17 protein-coding genes are annotated in these 19,872 nt (G+C 45.3%); 13 read left to right on the top strand and 4 right to left on the bottom strand.

The annotated features are described in order from the left end of the window. Positions 1-26: 26 nt before the first annotated feature. Complete coding sequence (locus tag L3V30_RS03080) at positions 27-473, bottom strand: hypothetical protein (protein ID WP_237308299.1); 447 nt, start codon at positions 471-473, stop codon at positions 27-29. A gap of 150 nt (positions 474-623) precedes the next feature. Here L3V30_RS03080 and L3V30_RS03075 point away from each other — a divergent pair, with 150 nt between their 5' ends. The 10 genes from L3V30_RS03075 to deoD all read left to right on the top strand — a co-directional run bounded on the left by L3V30_RS03075 (position 624) and on the right by deoD (position 10,753). Beyond that, positions 624-1,034: a DNA polymerase III subunit psi gene (locus L3V30_RS03075; protein ID WP_005394642.1), complete on the top strand. Its 411-nt coding sequence runs from the start codon at positions 624-626 to the stop codon at positions 1,032-1,034. Positions 1,035-1,089: 55 nt separating this feature from the next. Next, positions 1,090-1,545: a ribosomal protein S18-alanine N-acetyltransferase gene (gene rimI, locus L3V30_RS03070; protein WP_005394641.1), complete on the top strand. Its 456-nt coding sequence runs from the start codon at positions 1,090-1,092 to the stop codon at positions 1,543-1,545. A 146-nt stretch (positions 1,546-1,691) separates the two neighbouring features. Further along, positions 1,692-3,281, top strand: a complete 1,590-nt coding sequence (gene prfC, locus L3V30_RS03065; protein ID WP_012841453.1) for a peptide chain release factor 3 — start codon at positions 1,692-1,694, stop codon at positions 3,279-3,281. Positions 3,282-3,376: 95 nt separating this feature from the next. Then, positions 3,377-3,574: a DUF5363 family protein gene (locus L3V30_RS03060; protein WP_012841454.1), complete on the top strand. Its 198-nt coding sequence runs from the start codon at positions 3,377-3,379 to the stop codon at positions 3,572-3,574. Next, positions 3,561-4,334, top strand: coding sequence for a TatD family hydrolase (locus L3V30_RS03055; protein ID WP_237308298.1), 774 nt, complete (start codon positions 3,561-3,563; stop codon positions 4,332-4,334). The genes L3V30_RS03060 and L3V30_RS03055 overlap by 14 nt, the downstream gene beginning before the upstream one ends. Positions 4,335-4,538: 204 nt before the next feature. Then, on the top strand, positions 4,539-5,822 hold the full coding sequence (locus tag L3V30_RS03050) for a NupC/NupG family nucleoside CNT transporter (protein ID WP_006742377.1): 1,284 nt from the start codon (positions 4,539-4,541) through the stop codon (positions 5,820-5,822). Between the two features lie 581 nt (positions 5,823-6,403). Further along, positions 6,404-7,180, top strand: a complete 777-nt coding sequence (gene deoC / locus L3V30_RS03045) for a deoxyribose-phosphate aldolase (protein ID WP_006742378.1) — start codon at positions 6,404-6,406, stop codon at positions 7,178-7,180. A 97-nt stretch (positions 7,181-7,277) separates the two neighbouring features. After that, positions 7,278-8,606, top strand: coding sequence for a thymidine phosphorylase (gene deoA, locus L3V30_RS03040; RefSeq protein ID WP_048625940.1), 1,329 nt, complete (start codon positions 7,278-7,280; stop codon positions 8,604-8,606). Between the two features lie 68 nt (positions 8,607-8,674). Continuing rightward, entirely contained in the window at positions 8,675-9,895 is a 1,221-nt protein-coding gene (locus tag L3V30_RS03035; RefSeq protein WP_047008941.1) for a phosphopentomutase, read from the top strand. A 138-nt stretch (positions 9,896-10,033) separates the two neighbouring features. Further along, positions 10,034-10,753: a purine-nucleoside phosphorylase gene (gene deoD / locus L3V30_RS03030; protein ID WP_237308297.1), complete on the top strand. Its 720-nt coding sequence runs from the start codon at positions 10,034-10,036 to the stop codon at positions 10,751-10,753. Positions 10,754-10,850: 97 nt separating this feature from the next. Here deoD and L3V30_RS03025 read toward each other — a convergent pair whose 3' ends face one another. Beyond that, positions 10,851-11,456: a YtjB family periplasmic protein gene (locus L3V30_RS03025; protein WP_104969748.1), complete on the bottom strand. Its 606-nt coding sequence runs from the start codon at positions 11,454-11,456 to the stop codon at positions 10,851-10,853. A 91-nt stretch (positions 11,457-11,547) separates the two neighbouring features. Here L3V30_RS03025 and serB point away from each other — a divergent pair, with 91 nt between their 5' ends. Then, positions 11,548-12,528, top strand: coding sequence for a phosphoserine phosphatase (gene serB, locus L3V30_RS03020; protein ID WP_237308296.1), 981 nt, complete (start codon positions 11,548-11,550; stop codon positions 12,526-12,528). A gap of 64 nt (positions 12,529-12,592) precedes the next feature. On the opposite strand, the gene L3V30_RS03015 is transcribed toward serB, so the two are convergent. Further along, on the bottom strand, positions 12,593-14,941 hold the full coding sequence (locus tag L3V30_RS03015) for a PilZ domain-containing protein (protein ID WP_237308295.1): 2,349 nt from the start codon (positions 14,939-14,941) through the stop codon (positions 12,593-12,595). Between the two features lie 136 nt (positions 14,942-15,077). Here L3V30_RS03015 and radA point away from each other — a divergent pair, with 136 nt between their 5' ends. Together radA and fusA are read left to right on the top strand one after the other, a co-directional pair. Beyond that, positions 15,078-16,457: a DNA repair protein RadA gene (radA, locus tag L3V30_RS03010; RefSeq protein ID WP_012841458.1), complete on the top strand. Its 1,380-nt coding sequence runs from the start codon at positions 15,078-15,080 to the stop codon at positions 16,455-16,457. Positions 16,458-16,672: 215 nt separating this feature from the next. Continuing rightward, positions 16,673-18,763: an elongation factor G gene (gene fusA / locus L3V30_RS03005; protein ID WP_012841459.1), complete on the top strand. Its 2,091-nt coding sequence runs from the start codon at positions 16,673-16,675 to the stop codon at positions 18,761-18,763. 118 nt (positions 18,764-18,881) lie between these two features. Here fusA and L3V30_RS03000 read toward each other — a convergent pair whose 3' ends face one another. Next, positions 18,882-19,832: a LysR substrate-binding domain-containing protein gene (locus L3V30_RS03000; RefSeq protein ID WP_065645470.1), complete on the bottom strand. Its 951-nt coding sequence runs from the start codon at positions 19,830-19,832 to the stop codon at positions 18,882-18,884. Positions 19,833-19,872 lie beyond the last annotated feature (40 nt).

The raw sequence follows: 19,872 nt of genomic DNA, 5'->3' as shown, positions 1-19,872 counted from the left end.
GTTCATTGAAAACTGAGATAGGGAGATTAGGATGACTGGTCACTTTTCTTCTTACCCCAAACCTCTATTTTTGCTTTCTTACTTAGCCCTAAAACATTGAGTTTTCTGCTGCCCCAACTGCTGTAAGTCATTTTAATCTGTTTTAGCTTCGCTTCTTTTGAGCCAGGAAGGCTCCATGCACGAGTCGATAATCCACTTGTTAGCACACCCATAGAGGTTAGCTTTTTCTCACTACCGTCCGTCATCACGACTTTTAAGTCGTTAATGTCTACCGTGCCCTGCACACATTTCAGTTTAATTTTACTGAAGCTGCGATTTCGGAATAGGCTATTTGGTGTCACGGTATCCGTTTCTGTTTGGAATTTGACGGTTTTCGTTGCAATCAGCTCCCACTCATCGCTGCTATTAGCAAAAACACTCATGCTGGTGGCGGCTACCAGTGCGCAAAGCAGCAGTGTAGGTAAGAATTTCATAATGTACCTCATATGTTATACCTACGGTATGGCCATTGTCATAGGCAGAACAGTTCAATCATTCCAATGTATTGAGGTGTTCCTTGAAGTCCTTTAGGTATAATCACGATTATTTGTTAGGATTGCCCTCGTTCAAATAGGTGACGGAAAATGTCAATTAACGAGAAACAGTATTTACACGAAATGGGCATCAGCACATGGGAGCTGGTACACCCAGATAGATTGGCAGGTTACCAATCGCCAAAAATCGATTTGCAAAGTTCTTGCAAACTCCTGTTGATCTCTCCGGTATGTCCAGAGAATGAGACGGCGGTTTTGTTTGAAAACATCCTAAAGAGTATGAAGTTAACGCTTGACCAAGCGTTACATATTGAGCCAGAGCGATTTCCATTACTTGGCCAGCACGAGCTTGAGTGGGTTTGGTTTGCTGGGTGTGAAGCCGAAGTATTGCCTGACACTAAACCGCTGACATCGCCATTGTTGCAAGATGTGGATGGGAATACCCAACAAAAACGTGCACTTTGGCAACAGATTTGTTCTTACAACAATTCGAGCAAATAAGCATTAATCCCCGTTTTACTGCAATTGGTATTGCACATGAACCCCTAGGTAAATAATGACAACTAAAATCTTACCAATGTGCGCTGAGCACTTAGATCAAGTTTGGCAAATTGAGCAGCAAGCACACTCGCATCCGTGGGCAGAGTCTTTGGTACGTGATTTATCCAGCCGTGGAGCATGTCATCATGTGATGCTCGATGGCGAGATGGTGATTGGCTACTTCTATGCGCAGAATATTGTCGGTGAAGTTACGTTGCTGAATATTGCTATCGCGCCGCATCTTCAGGGTAAAGGCTATGGTCAAAAACTGTTGGATGCGTTCTTAGAACATTGTGAGCAATCAAAAGCGGAGAGTGCTTGGCTTGAGGTGCGAGAGAGTAATAAGCCTGCTATTTATATTTATGAACAAGCTGGATTCAATGAAGTTGATCGACGTCATAACTATTACCCTGCGAAAACTGGCACGGGAAAAGAAGATGCGATCATCATGAGTTATCTCTTCTTTCACTAACGTTAACGCATCCCATAAGGGAAGTCGCTCCTAAAGCGATCAGTTGCCCCTGAGGCAATAATAAGCGAGAATACCGCGCAATATTGAATCTAAAAAGCGTGTTTGCTTTTCGAGCAAGCATTCAGACATCAAAGAAGACCAGTTTCATGTCAAATACACCTTTTCTAAGCGAAGTGTCTAAACGTAGAACGTTCGCTATTATTTCTCACCCGGATGCGGGTAAAACCACCATTACTGAAAAAGTCCTTTTATTCGGAAACGCGATTCAAAAAGCAGGTACGGTTAAAGGTCGTGGTAATGCACAGCACGCAAAATCAGACTGGATGGAAATGGAAAAGGAACGTGGTATCTCGGTAACCACGTCTGTGATGCAGTTCCCTTACAATGATTGCCTGGTAAACCTACTTGATACTCCTGGACACGAAGACTTCTCGGAAGATACATATCGTACTCTAACGGCAGTCGACTCGTGTTTGATGGTTATCGATGCTGCGAAAGGTGTCGAGGATCGTACTCGTAAGTTGATGGAAGTAACCCGTCTACGCGATACGCCAATCGTGACCTTCATGAACAAACTTGACCGTGACGTTCGTGATCCAATGGAAGTATTGGACGAAGTAGAAAACGAATTGGGCATGATGTGTGCGCCTATCACGTGGCCAATCGGCTGTGGTAAAGAATTTAAAGGTGTGTACCACATTCACCGTGATGAAACGATTTTATACGAATCTGGTCACGGTCATGAGATTCAAGAAGTTCGAATCATCAAAGGTCTAGATAACCCAGAGCTTGATGAAAAAGTCGGTGCAGGCCTTGCGGAAAGTGTTCGAGAAGAGCTTGAGCTTGTTATGGGTGCTTGCCCTGAGTTTGATTTGGAAATGTTCTTAACAGGTGACCTGACGCCAGTTTACTTCGGTACCGCATTAGGTAACTTCGGTGTAGACCACATGCTAGACGGTCTAACAGAGTGGGCACCAGCACCGAAAACGCGTCAAGCGGTTGAGCGTGAAGTTGAAGCGACAGAAGAGAAGTTCTCTGGTTTCGTATTCAAGATCCAAGCAAACATGGACCCGAAACACCGTGACCGTATCGCATTCATGCGTATTGTATCGGGTACTTACACGCAGGGTATGAAGATGAACCACGTTCGTCTTGGCAAGCAGGTGAGTATCTCTGATGCAGTAACCTTTATGGCTGGTGACCGTTCACGTGCAGAACACGCTTACGCGGGTGATATCATTGGTCTGCATAACCACGGTACTATCCAGATTGGTGATACCTTTACTCAAGGTGAGTCACTGAAGTTCTCTGGTATTCCGAACTTCGCCCCGGAACTGTTCCGTCGTATTCGCCTGAAAGATCCACTAAAGCAGAAACAGCTACTAAAAGGCTTGGTGCAACTATCAGAAGAAGGTGCGGTACAGGTATTCCGTCCACTACAAAACAACGATCTGATCGTTGGTGCCGTTGGTGTACTTCAGTTCGATGTTGTTGTGGCTCGTTTGAAGTCTGAATATAACGTTGAAGCGATTTATGAAGGCATTAACGTTGCAACTGCGCGTTGGGTTGAGTGTGATGATGCGAAGAAACTGGATGAGTTCCAACGTAAGAACCAAGCAAACTTAGCATTGGATGGTGGTGATAACCTAACGTATATTGCACCAACAATGGTTAACTTAAACTTGGCGAAAGAGCGTTTCCCTGATATTGATTTCCGTGCGACGCGTGAGCACTAATCAAAAAGCGGTTTGGGTAAGCTTTAACGCAAACTAGATTTTAAAACGCCCTTGGCTATAAACTTAGCCAAGGGCGTTTTTTATAAGGATGAGGTATGAACTGGTTTAAACGAGGATTGAAGCGTTACGACGACTGGTGCAAGGAGATGGGGTTAACCCCTGATCAAAAACGCAGCTGCGTTCCGTATCGAAAAGATCCTGCCCATCAAAATGAAGAGACCAGTGAAGCTCTGCTATTTTCTGATTCTCAGTTTGTCGGTACAGATAAAAAGTCTCAAGATGAAGCTCTTTGATACCCATTGTCACTTTGACTTTGATGTATTCCAAGGTGACTTTGCACATCAACTTGAGCTAGCTCAAACGCAAGGCGTGACAAGAATTCTGATTCCTTCAGTGGGACCTCAAAACTGGGCTCGTATTCAAACCTTGGCAGATCAACATGCCAATTTGTATTACGCCCTTGGGTTTCATCCGTATTTTCTTGAAGATAACGTCGAGCAGCACTTTGCTGAATTGGAACATTATCTAAAACAAAATGCTCCCCAGTGCGTGGCAATAGGAGAGTGTGGGCTAGATTTTGCCATTGATGTTGACCCACAGTTGCAAGAAGAGACACTTGAAGTTCAATTTGAACTGGCTAGATGCTTCGAACTCCCAGTTATTTTACATAGCCGAAAAGCGCACAATCGCCTTATTCAAATGGTTAAAGCGGCGAAGCTCCCTCGGGGCGGTGTGCTACATGCTTTCTCTGGGAGTTATCAGCAAGCAATGGAGTGGGTCAAATTAGGTTTTTTTATCGGAGTAGGAGGAACCATCACCTACCCAAGAGCGAAGAAAACGCGCGACGCAATTCAAAAATTACCACTCAAACATCTCGTGATCGAAACAGATGCACCGGATATGCCTATACTTGGGTATCAAGGGGAGTCGAATCACCCAGCCAAACTCATTCACGTCTTTAATGAGCTCGTAGAGTTGCATAACGGCTCAAAGCAATCGATTGCCTCTCAGTTATGGAAAAATAGCAATTTTGCTTTCTCGATATGTGAATAAAATCTAAAGATGTGGTTTGAAATAGAAAACGCTTTCCTGCTTATTGTGAATTAACTCACAAAGCTGGCTGAATCAATCATGAATCTTATAGGAAAGTGTGAGGCTGGCATTACTTTAATTGATTCTGCATGAGTATAATTGCTCCCGCTTTATAGCTCCATTTTGTAACACGCCAATAAATAACTTATAAGGAAGTCATAAACTATGAGCCTGTTTATGAGCCTAATCGGTATGGTAGTGCTTCTTGCGATTGCAGTGGCATTTTCTAATAACCGAAAAGCTATCAATCTAAGAACTGTGGGTGGCGCATTCGCTATCCAATTCGCATTAGGTGCATTTGTTCTGTATGTACCTTGGGGCCGTGATCTACTAAACGGTTTCTCTTCAGGTGTTTCTAACGTTATCAACTACGGTAACGATGGTTCATCATTCCTGTTCGGTGGTCTTGTTTCTGACAAGATGTTCGAAGTATTCGGCGGCGGCGGTTTCATCTTCGCATTCCGTGTTCTTCCTACACTGATCTTCTTCTCTGCACTGATTTCAGTTCTTTACTACATTGGCGTTATGCAATGGGTTATCAAGATTCTTGGTGGCGCACTACAAAAAGCGCTGGGCACTTCACGTGCGGAATCAATGTCAGCAGCAGCAAACATTTTCGTAGGTCAAACAGAAGCACCTCTAGTTGTTCGTCCATTCGTTCCAAAAATGACTCAATCAGAGCTATTCGCGGTAATGTGTGGTGGTCTAGCTTCTGTTGCTGGTGGTGTACTAGCGGGCTACGCTTCAATGGGTGTTCCACTAGAGTACCTAGTAGCAGCATCATTCATGGCGGCACCAGGTGGTCTACTATTCGCTAAAATCCTTCACCCAGAGACTGACCAGCCTCACGAAAGTATCGAAGAAGCGATGGACGGCGGCGACGACAAACCAGTAAACGTAATCGACGCAGCAGCGGGCGGTGCGGCTTCTGGTCTACAACTTGCGCTTAACGTAGGTGCAATGCTAATCGCATTCGTTGGTCTAATCGCGCTGATCAACGGTATGCTAGGTGGCATCGGTGGTTGGTTCGGCATGCCAGAACTAACGCTAGAGCTAATCCTAGGTTACGCATTCTCTCCACTAGCATTCCTAATCGGTGTTCCATGGGCTGAAGCAGTAACTGCTGGTTCATTCATCGGTCAGAAAATCGTAGTGAACGAATTCGTTGCTTACTTGAACTTCACACCATACCTAGGTGAAAACGCTCAAGTAATCGCGGCAACTGGTGAAGTAATGTCTGAGAAGACAACAGCTATCATCTCATTCGCACTATGTGGTTTCGCGAACCTTTCTTCTATCGCGATTCTACTTGGTGGTCTAGGTAGCCTTGCACCAAACCGTCGTAGTGACATCGCTCGCATGGGTGTTAAAGCTGTTCTTGCAGGTACGTTGTCTAACCTTATGGCAGCGACAATTGCAGGCTTCTGCTTAAGCCTTGCAGCACTATAATTAGAATCGGTTCTTAATATATAGACGCCGTTTTACATCATGCCCTGTAGCAAGAGATTGCTGCGGGGCATTTTTCGTTTTTCGGGCTCCAAAATCTCACCGGGTGCCGACCTCAGTCTATGAGTTACGCAGCCGATGGAATAGGGGCTAGGAAATTTTGAGATACAAACCGTTTGCGCTCTATTTGGTGCTACAGTTTTGCGGTGAAACTCTATAATGTATTAATCACAGGATAGTGGTTAAGGTTGATACTTAATCACGTAATGAATATTACATAATCGATGGGCAAATGACTTGCCCAGCAATATCAGATCTAATAGGCGTTTTGCTGTGTGATGTGATATTAAAGACACCGCAATCATAGATTGTTGTGCCATAGGCCAAACTGGTACTGTGCGGTGACAAGGATAGCAATTGGCATATGAAATTTTCGCTGTATATGCCGAGTCTTCAGGGAACCAAGTCCGTTCATTAATAGACTGTTTAGCCATTTACTCACATTGTCTCGACTTGTTGATTATAGTTAGAGACGTGATGTAAGGCTGAGTAGTGAATTTTTTGAATATTGATCGGAGATAGAAATGAGCGATTTAAAAGCAGCAGCGCTACGTGCACTTAAACTTATGGACCTAACTACGTTGAATGACGATGACACTGATGCAAAAGTGATTTCATTATGTCATGACGCGAAAACAGCAGTAGGCAACACAGCTGCAATTTGTATTTACCCTCGCTTTATTCCTATTGCTAAGAAGACACTTCGTGAGCAAGGTACGCCAGAGGTTCGCATTGCAACAGTAACGAACTTCCCACACGGTAACGACGACATCGAAATCGCTGTTGCTGAAACAAAAGCGGCGGTTGCTTACGGTGCAGACGAAGTTGACGTTGTTTTCCCATACCGCGCGCTAATGGCGGGTGATGAGAAAGTAGGCTTCGAACTAGTTAAGCAATGTAAAGAGGCTTGTGGTGATATTCTTCTTAAAGTGATCATCGAAACGGGTGAACTAAAAGAAGAAGCACTAATCAAGAAAGCATCTCAAATCTGTATTGAAGCAGGTGCTGACTTCATTAAAACTTCAACTGGTAAAGTGCCAGTAAACGCAACACCAGAATATGCACGCATGATGCTTGAAGTGATTCGTGACATGGGTGTTGCAGAAACTGTTGGTTTCAAACCAGCAGGTGGTGTGCGCACTGCTGAAGATGCAGCTGCATACCTAGCAATGGCTGACGAAATCCTAGGTGATAACTGGGTTGATGCTCGTCACTACCGTTTTGGTGCGTCTAGCCTGCTAACTAACCTACTAAATACATTAGAAGTGACAGACGAAACCGCTGATCCAGCAGCGTACTAATCCCAATAATATGTCTGAACGGTAGCACCTAAACGGGTGCTACCAAACCTCTTCTATCCTACTTAACCATGGCTCACTGAGAGCATGGGAGGCACTAATGTATTTACCACAAGAAATCATTCGTAAAAAACGTGACGGTGAAGTACTTACCGCAGACGAAATCAACTTCTTTATTCAAGGCGTAGCAAATAACACCGTATCTGAAGGTCAGATCGCGGCGTTTGCTATGACAATTTTCTTCAATGAAATGACCATGGATGAGCGTATTGCCCTAACGTGTGCAATGCGTGATTCGGGCATGGTTATCGACTGGAGCCACATGAACTTTGGTGGCCCAATTGTCGACAAACACTCTACCGGCGGTGTGGGCGACGTAACGTCTTTGATGCTTGGCCCTATGGTGGCAGCATGCGGCGGTTTCGTACCAATGATCTCTGGCCGTGGTCTTGGCCACACAGGCGGTACGCTAGATAAGCTTGAGTCTATTCCAGGCTACAACATCACACCAAGCAACGATGTGTTTGGGCAAGTAACTAAAGACGCTGGTGTGGCGATCATCGGTCAAACTGGTGACCTTGCTCCAGCGGATAAGCGTGTTTACGCGACTCGTGATATTACCGCAACCGTAGACAACATTTCTCTGATCACGGCTTCCATTCTTTCTAAGAAATTGGCGGCGGGTCTGGAGTCGCTAGTGATGGACGTTAAAGTCGGCTCTGGTGCATTCATGCCAACTTACGAAGCGTCTGAAGAGCTAGCGAAATCAATCGTAGCAGTAGCAAACGGTGCGGGTACTAAGACCACTGCAATCCTGACAGACATGAACCAAGTATTGGCCTCTTCGGCAGGTAATGCGGTGGAAGTTCGTGAAGCGGTTCGTTTCCTAACTGGTGAATACCGTAACCCACGCCTACTTGAAGTCACCATGGCTTCTTGTGCAGAAATGCTGGTACTTGGCAAACTGGCTGAGAACACAGAAGACGCACGCGCAAAACTGATGGAAGCGCTAGACAACGGTAAAGCAGCAGCATGCTTCGGCAAGATGGTTGCGGGTCTTGGTGGCCCTGCAGACTTCGTAGAAAACTACGATAACTACCTAGAAAAAGCGGAAATCATCAAGCCAGTTTACGCGACGGAAACGGGCATTGTTTCAGCAATGGACACGCGTGCGATTGGCATGGCTGTCGTTGCTATGGGTGGTGGTCGCCGTGTTGCTACTGATGAAATCGATTATGCCGTAGGTTTCGACGAGTTCATCCGCTTGGGTGAAGTTGCAGATAGCGATAAACCTCTTGCCGTTATCCACGCTCGCAGCGAAGAGCAGTGGGAAGAAGCGGCAAAAGCACTGCGCAGTGCAATCAAAGTAGGTGGTGAGTACACACCTACTCCAGAGGTTTACCGCCAAATTCGTGCAGAAGATATTTAATAGAACAAGTAATTACACAAGGCCTACTCAACCATAATAAAAAGCCGAGTGGGCCTAAGGAACGAGCAATGAAAAGAGCATTTATTTTAGTACTAGACTCATTCGGTATTGGTGCAACCGCTGACGCTGAGAAATTTGGTGATGTAGGTTCAGACACACTAGGTCACATCGCAGAACAATGTGAAAAAGGCTTAGCAGATAACGACCAACGTCAAGGCGCACTTCGCCTGCCAAACCTATCCAAACTTGGTTTGGCAATGGCACATAAAGAGTCAACAGGACGCTTTGCACCTGGCCTAGACGCAGATGCAGAAATCATTGGTGCGTACGGTCACGCTGCAGAGCTTTCTTCTGGTAAAGACACGCCGTCTGGTCACTGGGAAATCGCAGGTGTTCCTGTTCTGTTTGACTGGGGTTACTTCACAGACAAAGCAAACAGCTTCCCTAAAGAGCTGACGGATCGCATCCTTGAGCGCGCGGGTCTTGACGGTTTCCTAGGTAACTGCCACGCATCTGGTACTCAAGTTCTTGACGACTTGGGTGAAGAGCATATGAAGACTGGGCAGCCAATCTTCTATACCTCTGCGGACTCTGTATTCCAAATCGCCTGTCACGAAGAGACATTCGGCCTGGATCGTCTACTAGAGCTTTGCCAAATTGCGCGTGAAGAACTAGAAGATTACAACATCGGCCGTGTAATCGCGCGCCCATTTATTGGTCCGGGTAAAGGTCAATTTGAGCGTACGGGTAACCGTCGTGACCTATCTGTAGAGCCACCATCAGCGACTATCTTACAAAAGTTAGTTGATGAGAAGGGCGGTCAGGTTCATTCCATCGGTAAGATTTCAGATATTTATGCAGGTTGTGGGATCACTAAGAAAACCAAAGCAACAGGCATTCCAGCACTATTTGAAGCAACGAAAGAAGCGATAAAAGAAGCGGGTGATAACACCATCGTATTCACTAACTTCGTCGACTTCGATTCTGCTTACGGTCACCGTCGTGATGTGGCGGGTTACGCTGCAGCGCTTGAGTACTTTGATGGTCGCATCAATGAAGTGCTAGAACTGATGGGTGAAGATGACGTGCTTATCCTAACAGCAGACCACGGCTGTGACCCAACATGGCCAGGTACTGACCATACTCGTGAGCACATCCCAGTATTGGTTTACGGTCAAAAAGTGCCAGCAGGCTCTCTTGGCCGCCGCGAAACATTCGCAGACATCGGCCAAACATTGGCGAGCTACTTCGGTACTTCTCCAATGGATTACGGTAAGAATTTCCTATAATTAGGATATTGAAAACTAGGAGCTGAATGCTCCTAGTTTTATGTTTGCAGTATGCAAGTACTGCTTGTCGGAAATGAGAATACTCTGGCTTATATCGCCTTAAGCGCGGAGCGCTAGAGAAAGGTTAAGGAAAAGAAAATGGCAACTCCACATATCAACGCTGAAATGGGTGCATTCGCAGACGTCGTACTGATGCCGGGTGACCCGCTACGTGCAAAATACATCGCAGAAACCTTCCTTGAAGACGTTGTGCAAGTGTGTGATGTGCGTAATATGTTCGGTTACACTGGCACATACAAAGGGCGTAAGATCTCGGTTATGGGCCACGGTATGGGTATCCCATCATGCTCGATCTACGCAACGGAGCTAATTAAAGACTTCGGCGTGAAGAAAATCATCCGTGTTGGTAGCTGTGGCGCAGTAAACGAAGACATCAAAGTGCGTGATGTTGTGATCGGCATGAGCGCGTGTACGGATTCTAAAGTGAACCGCATCCGTTTTAAAGGTCATGACTTTGCAGCAATCGCAGACTACAAAATGGTTCGCGCGGCAGAAGACGCAGCAAAAGCACGTGGCATTGATGTGAAAGTGGGTAACCTGTTTTCAGCGGAGCTTTTCTACACGCCAGATCCAGAAATGTTCGACGTAATGGACAAGTACGGCATTGTTGGTGTTGAAATGGAAGCGGCGGGTATTTACGGCGTAGCGGCAGAATACGGTGCAAAAGCTCTGACAATCTGTACGGTATCAGATCACATCAAAACGGGTGAGCAAACAACTTCTGATGAGCGTCAAACAACATTCAACGACATGATGCTAATCGCACTAGATTCAGTATTGCTAGGCGACGAAGAATAAGCGACAAAGAGTCATCTTAGTTTCTTGACATTAAGAACTAAAAAAACAGCCCGCACAATGCGGGCTGTTTTTGTATTAGATGTCGATTACCGACTGACTATTTGGTTAGCAGTAGGTTTTGCGTTTTTTTACGGCGGATAGGCTGTCTACGTAAAATCATAATGAATAACATGCCGCACACAAAACTCATTAGCACCATCATGTACATGTAGCGATCACTTTTACGATAGTGGTGGTCAGAAATCGCGGTTACACGACCTGTCTCAAAGGTAACGCGAACAAAACCGATGAGTGCTTCATCGGCAAATACTGGTTCAACCAACTGCTGGCGGCCAATGGAAGCTGTTGCCAAAGGCGTGTCTAAGCCTAAAACTTCGCGTACCGATAGCGCATCTTCACTAGACGCTAAACGTACGCCTTGTGCATCATATATTGTCGCATCAAACACCAAACGGTCTTGTGCTAGCTGGTTTGTCAGCTTAAGTAAGCGTTCTTGATCTTTGGTCAAAATCATTTCACTGGCAGAAAGAGACGCCTGTGAAATCAAAACTTTGGTGAGTGTCTCAAGCTGCTGTGCTTGAATTTTCTCGTTGCCCTTACTGATCACAACACTGTTTTTGATCGTGATAAACAACATCACACACAGTAGGATTAGTGCCAGAATTCTTAGGGCATTCCTTACTGAGAACAAGGATTCACTCATGCTCTTTACTCATCCATTTAAAATAAAACAAAGACTTGCCTTTTTAGTTTGTTGAGGTAACGTTTTAGCAAAGTCATAAGGGATTATATACATGGACGCGTCAAAAAGCTTGCCTATCAGAAAACATACGACACTTTTAAAACGATTACCCGAGACTCGATTTGCCTCCCAACTAGATAAAGCAAAAGCAAACTGGATAGTGTTTGCAGAATACCTTTCGCCACGTCATTTTGAAGACATTGATTTCTTCACAGGTGTCTACAACCCCGTGTTAGAAACGTGGAAAGTTGGCCAATATGAAGTCGCCTTGATGGCAGGAGAGTTGACCCCTCAACACGAAACGATCTTACAAAGCCTCAACTTGGATTACGCCTCGCTTAATGAAGTTCCAGATCTCTCAACCCAAGGGTTGATTGTATTTGACATGGACTCAACGGCAATCCAGATAGAGTGTATTGATGAAATCGCAAAATTGGCCGGAGTTGGGGATGAGGTGGCAGAAGTTACTGAACGTGCGATGCAAGGAGAACTGGATTTTGAGCAAAGTTTGCGTCAACGCGTAGGTAAGCTCAAAGGTGCTAATGAATCAATTCTTGAACAAGTTCGTTCCCAATTGCCATTTATGCCGGACTTTGAAGCGTTAATCGCAACGTTAAAAGCACTAGGCTGGAAAACAGCGATTGCTTCCGGTGGTTTTACTTACTTCTCGGACTATATCAAAGATAAAGTCGATTTAGATTTTGCTCGCTCTAATCAGTTGGAAATCATTAATGGTAAGCTCACGGGGAACGTACTTGGCGATGTGGTTACCGCGCAGATGAAGTCAGATATCCTGGTGGAGTTGGCGGATGAATACGAAATTGAGCAGCACAACACGGTTGCTGTCGGTGATGGCGCTAACGATCTTGTGATGATGTCGGTGGCGGGCTTAGGTATCGCGTACCACGCAAAACCTAAAGTGGAAGCTCAAGCGCAATCTGCGATTCGCTTTGCAGGCTTAGGCGGTGTGCTCTGTATTTTATCTGGTGCACTGGTGAAGCAGCAAAAGGTCAGCTGGAAAGCAAAACCTTAATTTATCCATTCAAAAACACCGCCTTTCTGGCGGTGTTTTTCGTTGACTTAGTATGGCTCTAAATTTACTCGGTTAACTCCAATCTAATTACAACCTCTTCCGTAATGTCTTCAAACTCACTGTAACCGACCAAAGCGGTCAGCTCCTTTTCTAATTTGCTCGCTTGATGTACACCAAATTGGGTTAAGTCACTTAAATCTTGTTGCAGCAACGATGTCATCGGATCGAAAATTGGGGCTGTAGATAAGCGAATCACGTAGAAGTCCCCCATCATTCGCGCTTTCTTTATAAATTGAATCCGTTCTTTTACGCTGTTGAACTCTTGATGAAGCTTAGACTCAATGCCTGTAATTTTATTGCCGACTTTGGCTGCGCTAATGTAGATATCCTGATGCCTTGCTTGAGCTCCCTCTACACGCTTTATCGGCTCTGCGATTAATGTGCTTGTTCGACCTTTAAAGATAGGTTCAAGTGACAACAGTTGATCGTGTCCAAGGCGGGCAAAAAGCTCAATGTGCTTAGGTAGCGGCAAATTCACCCCAATAACGGGGGTTTTGATTGAAGACGACGCAGTTTTACTGATAAAAATGGGTGTGCTCAGAGTTCGAGAGAGCAACATGCTGTGCAGTCTTTCAAGTAACGCATTACTCGGTAGCATCTCTTTTTGCGGGATCAACTTATCTTGATTGTGCTCGATAATGCTGTTGAAAAAGGCGATCACTTTAATGGTGTGGCTGCTTTCATCAATAACTAGCTGTACGCTACAGCCATCTGGACTAACACGAATTACCCGGTATGGCACCGACGTTAAAGGCAGCTTTTTGTCGTAGAGTTGTAACTCTCGGAAGTTGATCTGAACCTCTTGCCCAGAGCGCAACATAGTAGGTTCGTCCAGTTTAATGCCGAGCCCTCGCTTTGAAATATCGACGGTGCTGCCGCTCGCTGTGACGGGCCCAGAACATAGTTCTATTGGGGTCTTAAATCGGTAACGTGGCTCTTTACGACGAGACTTGGCATCAAAATAAATGCCTTTCGGGTTGCCTATAATTCTTCTCGGATGGCGAAATGCATTTAACGTATTCGCGGGTAAGCGCGGCTTTTCAGTGAGCAGATAATCCTGCCCTGATTTTTCGTCAGCAATTTCTTGCAAGATGCCAATATGAGTCAATGATTGGGACGTTTCAGCCAACTCCGGAGAGAAAGCGGCTAAGTCTTCCTGTTCTTGCTCTGACAGTTCAAATATCGAAATTCTAAACGCGCGCCAACTTTCACGTTTAGCACCTAAATGCCAAAATAGCTGGCGTTGTTCACGAGTGGCCTCAGGACGAAGCATCGAATAGAAATAGGTTCGGCTTTCGTGCTCGTGAGTAAATGAATAAAGGACGTTTGTGGTGCCTTTAACGCCAGGTTTAATGAGTGACGCGACTCGCTTCTCATTAAATAAGGATCCAAACATTTGCTGGTTCCTTTCATCATGCCAGTACTGCCAAAGCTTTTGATTGTTTGGCGTCAACATAGCGAGTTTCAGCTCACTGCCATCAAAGAATAGAGGTAAGCTGCTGGTGTGCTTAAGCGCGATGTGCTCATAACCACGAGTTCGAGCTCGAATGATCTTATCTTGATTATCGTGACGAGCTCTTTTCGCTGCGCTGTTGAGCGCTTCATCGATCACTCGAGTAACGACATTGGTTTCAGTTAAACGTATGGTTCTGAGGTATCGAACTGAGTCATTCTCGTAACAGTCATCAACCGCAAGTATGCGGTACGCCAGCGGTTTCTCTATTCCGGCAACCTGAGATTTGCTGGCAAATTCAGTAAACGTGACCTGAATAATCTCCCCAAGGTTATATTTAAACGCACTTGGGACTTTGAACTTTGCGCCAGAGCAGGATAAGTCAATGCTTAACCCATGCAGAAGTTGCCCTTTAGAGCGGCAAATCTCGACTTGAGATTGGACTTTCAAGCGCTTTTCTTGGCGCTTTAAGTCATAGCCGAGGTGAACAGGCTCCGCTAAGAAAGGGCTTTTAGGATCCGTTAACGATTGCGTTTTTTGTTGAGTAAGACGTTTGCTCATTACGCGAAAGTTATTCCGTGTGTTGACCAAAGCTTCCCACATTCCCTCAGTGTAGCCGCCAAACTTTTTGATGTTTTTATGGTAAGCGTTGAAAGCAACGTCATCTAACCAATGTGGAATACCATCCAAAATATACTCGCGACATTCACCTTGGACGCGACCGCGCAGATCGATGCTTTTTTTGCACGGAGCCATCAAGCGGTTAAGTTCCATTTTCACTAAGATTTTGGCCGAAGGCGGCTCTTCCTCGGTCAATTGGCCAAGGACAAAGTCAAAGTCATCCGAACCGTAAACGGGAATGAGTCGTTCTGCGATCGAGAGAATTTCAGATTGCTGCATTATTTCTGTTAGAGTATGTCGTTACTTTAAATTGTATCGGCTAAGCGAAGTAAAACTTAAGTATATCAATAGTTCATTTCAGTTAAGGTCTGACTTGGCTGTGCTTAGTCACATTTGTAGAAAAAATCGAGGCATCATGGCGAAAGCAAAACGAGCGTATGTTTGTAATGATTGTGGCGCGGATTTTCCCCGTTGGCAGGGGCAGTGTAACGCATGTGGTTCGTGGAATACGATAACAGAAGTCCGTATCGCTGCATCGCCAACGGTTGCTCGTAATGAACGTTTATCCGGCTACGCGGGTTCCGCAACAGAAGCAACAGTTCAAACGTTATCTGAAATTGATCTGCAGGAAGTGCCACGCTTCACCAGTGGTTTTAAAGAGCTTGACCGCGTATTAGGTGGGGGCGTTGTACCCGGCGCCGCTATTTTGATTGGTGGTAACCCTGGCGCTGGTAAATCCACCTTGCTGCTGCAAACCATGTGTAGTTTGTCTGCGCAAATGCCAACGCTCTATGTAACAGGTGAAGAATCGTTGCAGCAGGTGGCGATGCGTGCTTCTCGACTAGGGTTGCCGAAAGATCATTTAAAAATGCTATCGGAAACGAACGTCGACAAAATTTGCCAAATCGCCGAAAAAGAGCAACCTCGCATTATGGTGATTGACTCGATTCAGGTAATGCACGTTTCAGATGTTCAATCGTCACCGGGCAGTGTTGCTCAAGTACGTGAATCTGCGACAGCTCTGACACGATACGCAAAACAGAATAACGTCGCGGTATTTATTGTTGGTCACGTAACAAAAGATGGTACCCTTGCGGGCCCTAAAGTTCTTGAGCACATTATAGACTGTTCAGTGCTGCTTGATGGTGGTACTGATAGCCGCTTTCGCACATTGCGTAGTCATAAAAACCGCTTTGGCGCTGTGAATGAGCTCGGTGTTTTTGCAATGACAGGCCAAGGGTTGAAAGAAGTGAGTAACCCATCCGCGATTTTCCTTTCTCGTGGTGAAGAAGAAACATCTGGTTCTTCAGTTATGGTCGTGTGGGAAGGTACGCGTCCTCTATTAGTAGAGATTCAAGCGTTGGTGGATTACTCGCAATTGGCAAACCCTCGCCGTGTTGCGGTCGGTTTGGAGCAGAACCGCTTATCACTTTTGCTCGCTGTGTTGCATAAGCATGGTGGCTTACAAATGGCAGACCAAGATGTCTTTGTTAATGTGGTTGGCGGTGTTAAGGTGACGGAGACGAGTGCCGATCTTGCGTTAGTTATGGCGCTTTTATCGAGTTTTCGTGACCGCCCACTACCCAAAGATGTGGTTATTTTTGGTGAGGTCGGGCTTGCAGGCGAAATCCGTCCTGTGCCAAGTGGGCAAGAACGTTTGAATGAAGCGTTCAAACATGGTTTCAAGAAAGCCATTGTGCCTGCAGCCAACATGCCGAAAGGCGGCATTCCTGGCATGCAAATTCACGGCGTTAAGAAATTGTCGGAAGCTATAGAGGCTTTTGACGAGCTGTAATGCTCATAAGAATGGTATTTGTGTAATCACAAACTGTTCTATCCGTCCTCAATAAAATGCGAATAAAGTACATAAATTGCTGTGTTTGACTATGCTTTGGGGACGGAAATTTCACGTTAAAATTTTTTTTCTTCCATCCGCACGCAAGGGTATCAGTATTGACAGAATGTGATATACTCTGCGCGCACTTTATACCTTATTAACAGAGTAAGACAATGACTGATTTATCAAAATACAGAAACATTGGTATTTTTGCTCACGTAGACGCGGGTAAAACTACCTCTACAGAGCGTATCCTAAAGCTAACTGGTAAGATCCATAAGATCGGTGATACACACGACGGTTCAACTACAACTGACTTCATGGAGCAGGAAGCTGAACGTGGTATCACAATCCAGTCTGCAGCAACAACTTGTTTCTGGAACGATCACCGTCTAAACATCATCGATACTCCTGGACACGTTGACTTCACTATCGAAGTTTACCGTTCTCTAAAAGTACTTGACGGTGGTATCGGTGTATTCTGTGGTTCTGGTGGTGTTGAGCCTCAGTCAGAAACTAACTGGCGTTACGCTGACGAATCACACGTATCACGTCTGATCTTCGTTAACAAACTAGACCGTATGGGCGCAGATTTCTACAAAGTTGTAGATCAAGTACAAAACGTACTAGGTGCTACACCTCTAGTTATGACTCTACCTATCGGTATCGAAGAAGATTTCGTAGGTGTTGTAGACGTACTAAGCCAACAAGCTTACGTATGGGATGAGTCTGGCCAGCCAGAGAACTACGAAGTTCAAGATATTCCAGCAGACATGGTAGAAAAAGCTGCTGAATACCGTGAAATGCTAATCGAAACTGCTCTAGAGCAAGACGAAGATCTAATGATGGCTTACCTAGAAGAAGGCGAAGAGCCATCTCTAGAAGACATCAAACGTTGTATCCGTAAAGGTACTCGTGATCTAGCATTCTTCCCAACTTACTGTGGTTCAGCGTACAAGAACAAAGGTATCCAACTTATTCTTGACGCGGTAATTGATTACCTACCATCTCCAACAGAAGTTGATCCACAGCCTCTAACTGATTCAGAGACTGGTGAGCCAACTGGTGAAGTTGCGACTGTATCTGCAGACGAGCCACTACGTGCGCTTGCATTTAAGATCATGGACGACCGTTTTGGTGCTCTAACCTTTATCCGCATCTACTCTGGTAAGATGAAGAAAGGTGACACAGTACTTAACTCTGCAACTGGTAAAACAGAGCGTATCGGCCGTATGGTTGAGATGCACGCAGACGAGCGTAACGAGATCGATTCAGCACAAGCTGGTGACATCATCGCTGTAGTTGGTATGAAGAACGTTCAAACTGGTCACACTCTATGTGATCCTAAGCACGAATGTACTCTTGAGCCAATGATCTTCCCAGATCCAGTAATCTCTATCGCAGTTAAGCCTAAAGATAAAGGCGGTTCTGAGAAGATGGGTATCGCGATCGGTAAAATGGTTGCAGAAGATCCATCATTCCAAGTTGAGACTGATGAAGATTCAGGCGAAACTATCCTGAAAGGTATGGGTGAACTTCACCTAGACATCAAGGTAGATATCCTTAAGCGTACTTACGGCGTTGAGCTAGAAGTTGGTGCTCCACAGGTTGCTTACCGTGAAACTATCACTCAAGCAATCGAAGACAGCTACACGCACAAGAAACAGTCTGGTGGTTCTGGTCAGTTCGGTAAGATCGATTACCGCATCAAACCAGGTGAGCCAAACTCTGGCTTCACGTTCAAATCAACAGTTGTTGGTGGTAACGTACCTAAAGAATTCTGGCCTGCAGTTGAGAAAGGCTTTGCGTCAATGATGGAGCACGGTGTTCTAGCTGGCTTCCCAACTCTAGACGTTGAAGTTGAACTATTCGACGGTGGTTTCCACGCAGTTGACTCTTCAGCTATCGCTTACGAAATCGCTGCTAAAGGCGCATTCCGTCAGTCTATGCCTAAAGCTGGCGCGCAACTTCTTGAACCAATCATGAAAGTTGACGTGTTCACTCCAGAAGATCACGTTGGTGACGTAATCGGTGACCTTAACCGTCGTCGTGGTATGATCAAAGACCAACAAGCTGCGTCTACTGGCGTACGTATCAAGGGTGATGTACCTCTATCAGAAATGTTTGGTTACATCGGTACTCTACGTACAATGACTTCTGGTCGTGGTCAGTTCTCTATGGAGTTCTCACACTACGCACCATGTCCAGCAAACGTTGCTGAGCAAGTAATTGCTGACGTTAAAGAGCGTAACGCTAAGAAGTAATTCTTAAGTTAACTCTATAACTTGAAAGCCCCGCCTAGTGCGGGGCTTTTTGTATCTAACCGCTTACACACAGCGCGTTTTTGTTTCGCTGATATACGCCTTTGGTGTTGTTTACCGATTATTCTGAAGCTGAGCCAGTATTACTAACATTGAGGTCGATGGTTTTAAAATCTGGTATCACTGACTTTTCAAATGTTTCTATTTCTTCTCTCAACCATTGTGCAAACAATTGGGCTTTAGGTCTCTTTAAGTAGCCTTTTGGAGCGCACAGGTAATACGCAAATTTGGGTTTAATGGCTATATCACCAATTCGGACCAGTTTGCCTGAACGAAAATATTGATGAGCTAAACTGTGTTTGACGAGCGCTACGCCTTGTAGTGATAACGCGGCTTCTAACACTAAGTGTGAGCCACTGTATTTTAAAGCAGGCTTTGCCGCTGAATGACCAAGTCTCGCTAACCACATGTTCCAGTCCAGATCTGGCCAAACGTCTTCGATGAGCTCTGCTTTGCTTAAATCTTCAATGCGATAGATGCCGTGCTCTTTCTGATATACCGGATGACAGGCAGGATAAAAAGCTTCATCCATTAGCCATTGTGATTCTAAATTAGGGTATTTTCCTAAACCGTAACGGACACACAAATCGATCTGACTATCTTGAAAAGACACCAAATCATTGGTTGGTTCTAATAGTAAGGCGATATCAGGGTGACGCTGACGAAAAGCCGTAATTTTCGGGACTAACCAATGGTGAGCGAAAGAGGGGAGTGTTGATATTGAAAGGTGGTTAGGATTAGGATCTTGATTAACCAATCTCACCCCTTGCTGCAAATGAGCAAACCCTCTTTCTGCCTGAGTAAACAGCAGCTCTCCCTCAGGTGTGAGCACGATTTTTCTGTGCTGGCGAACAAATAAGTCCGTTCCTAAAAACTCTTCAAGATGACGAATTTGCTGACTGATGGCAGCTGGCGTAACAAACAATTCTTTTGCCGCTGTTTTAAAGCTACCTTCCTTCGCTGCAACGAAGAAGTAATACAGGCCCTGTAAAGGAGGCATTCGATCTTTCACATTAGTTTTCCTTAACTCAATGGCAGATTCTATCGTTTGA

Source organism: Vibrio sp. A1-1 (assembly GCF_021728175.1).
Taxonomy (GTDB): Bacteria; Pseudomonadota; Gammaproteobacteria; order Enterobacterales; family Vibrionaceae; genus Vibrio; species Vibrio diabolicus.
This window is presented reverse-complemented; position numbering and strand designations above follow the sequence as displayed.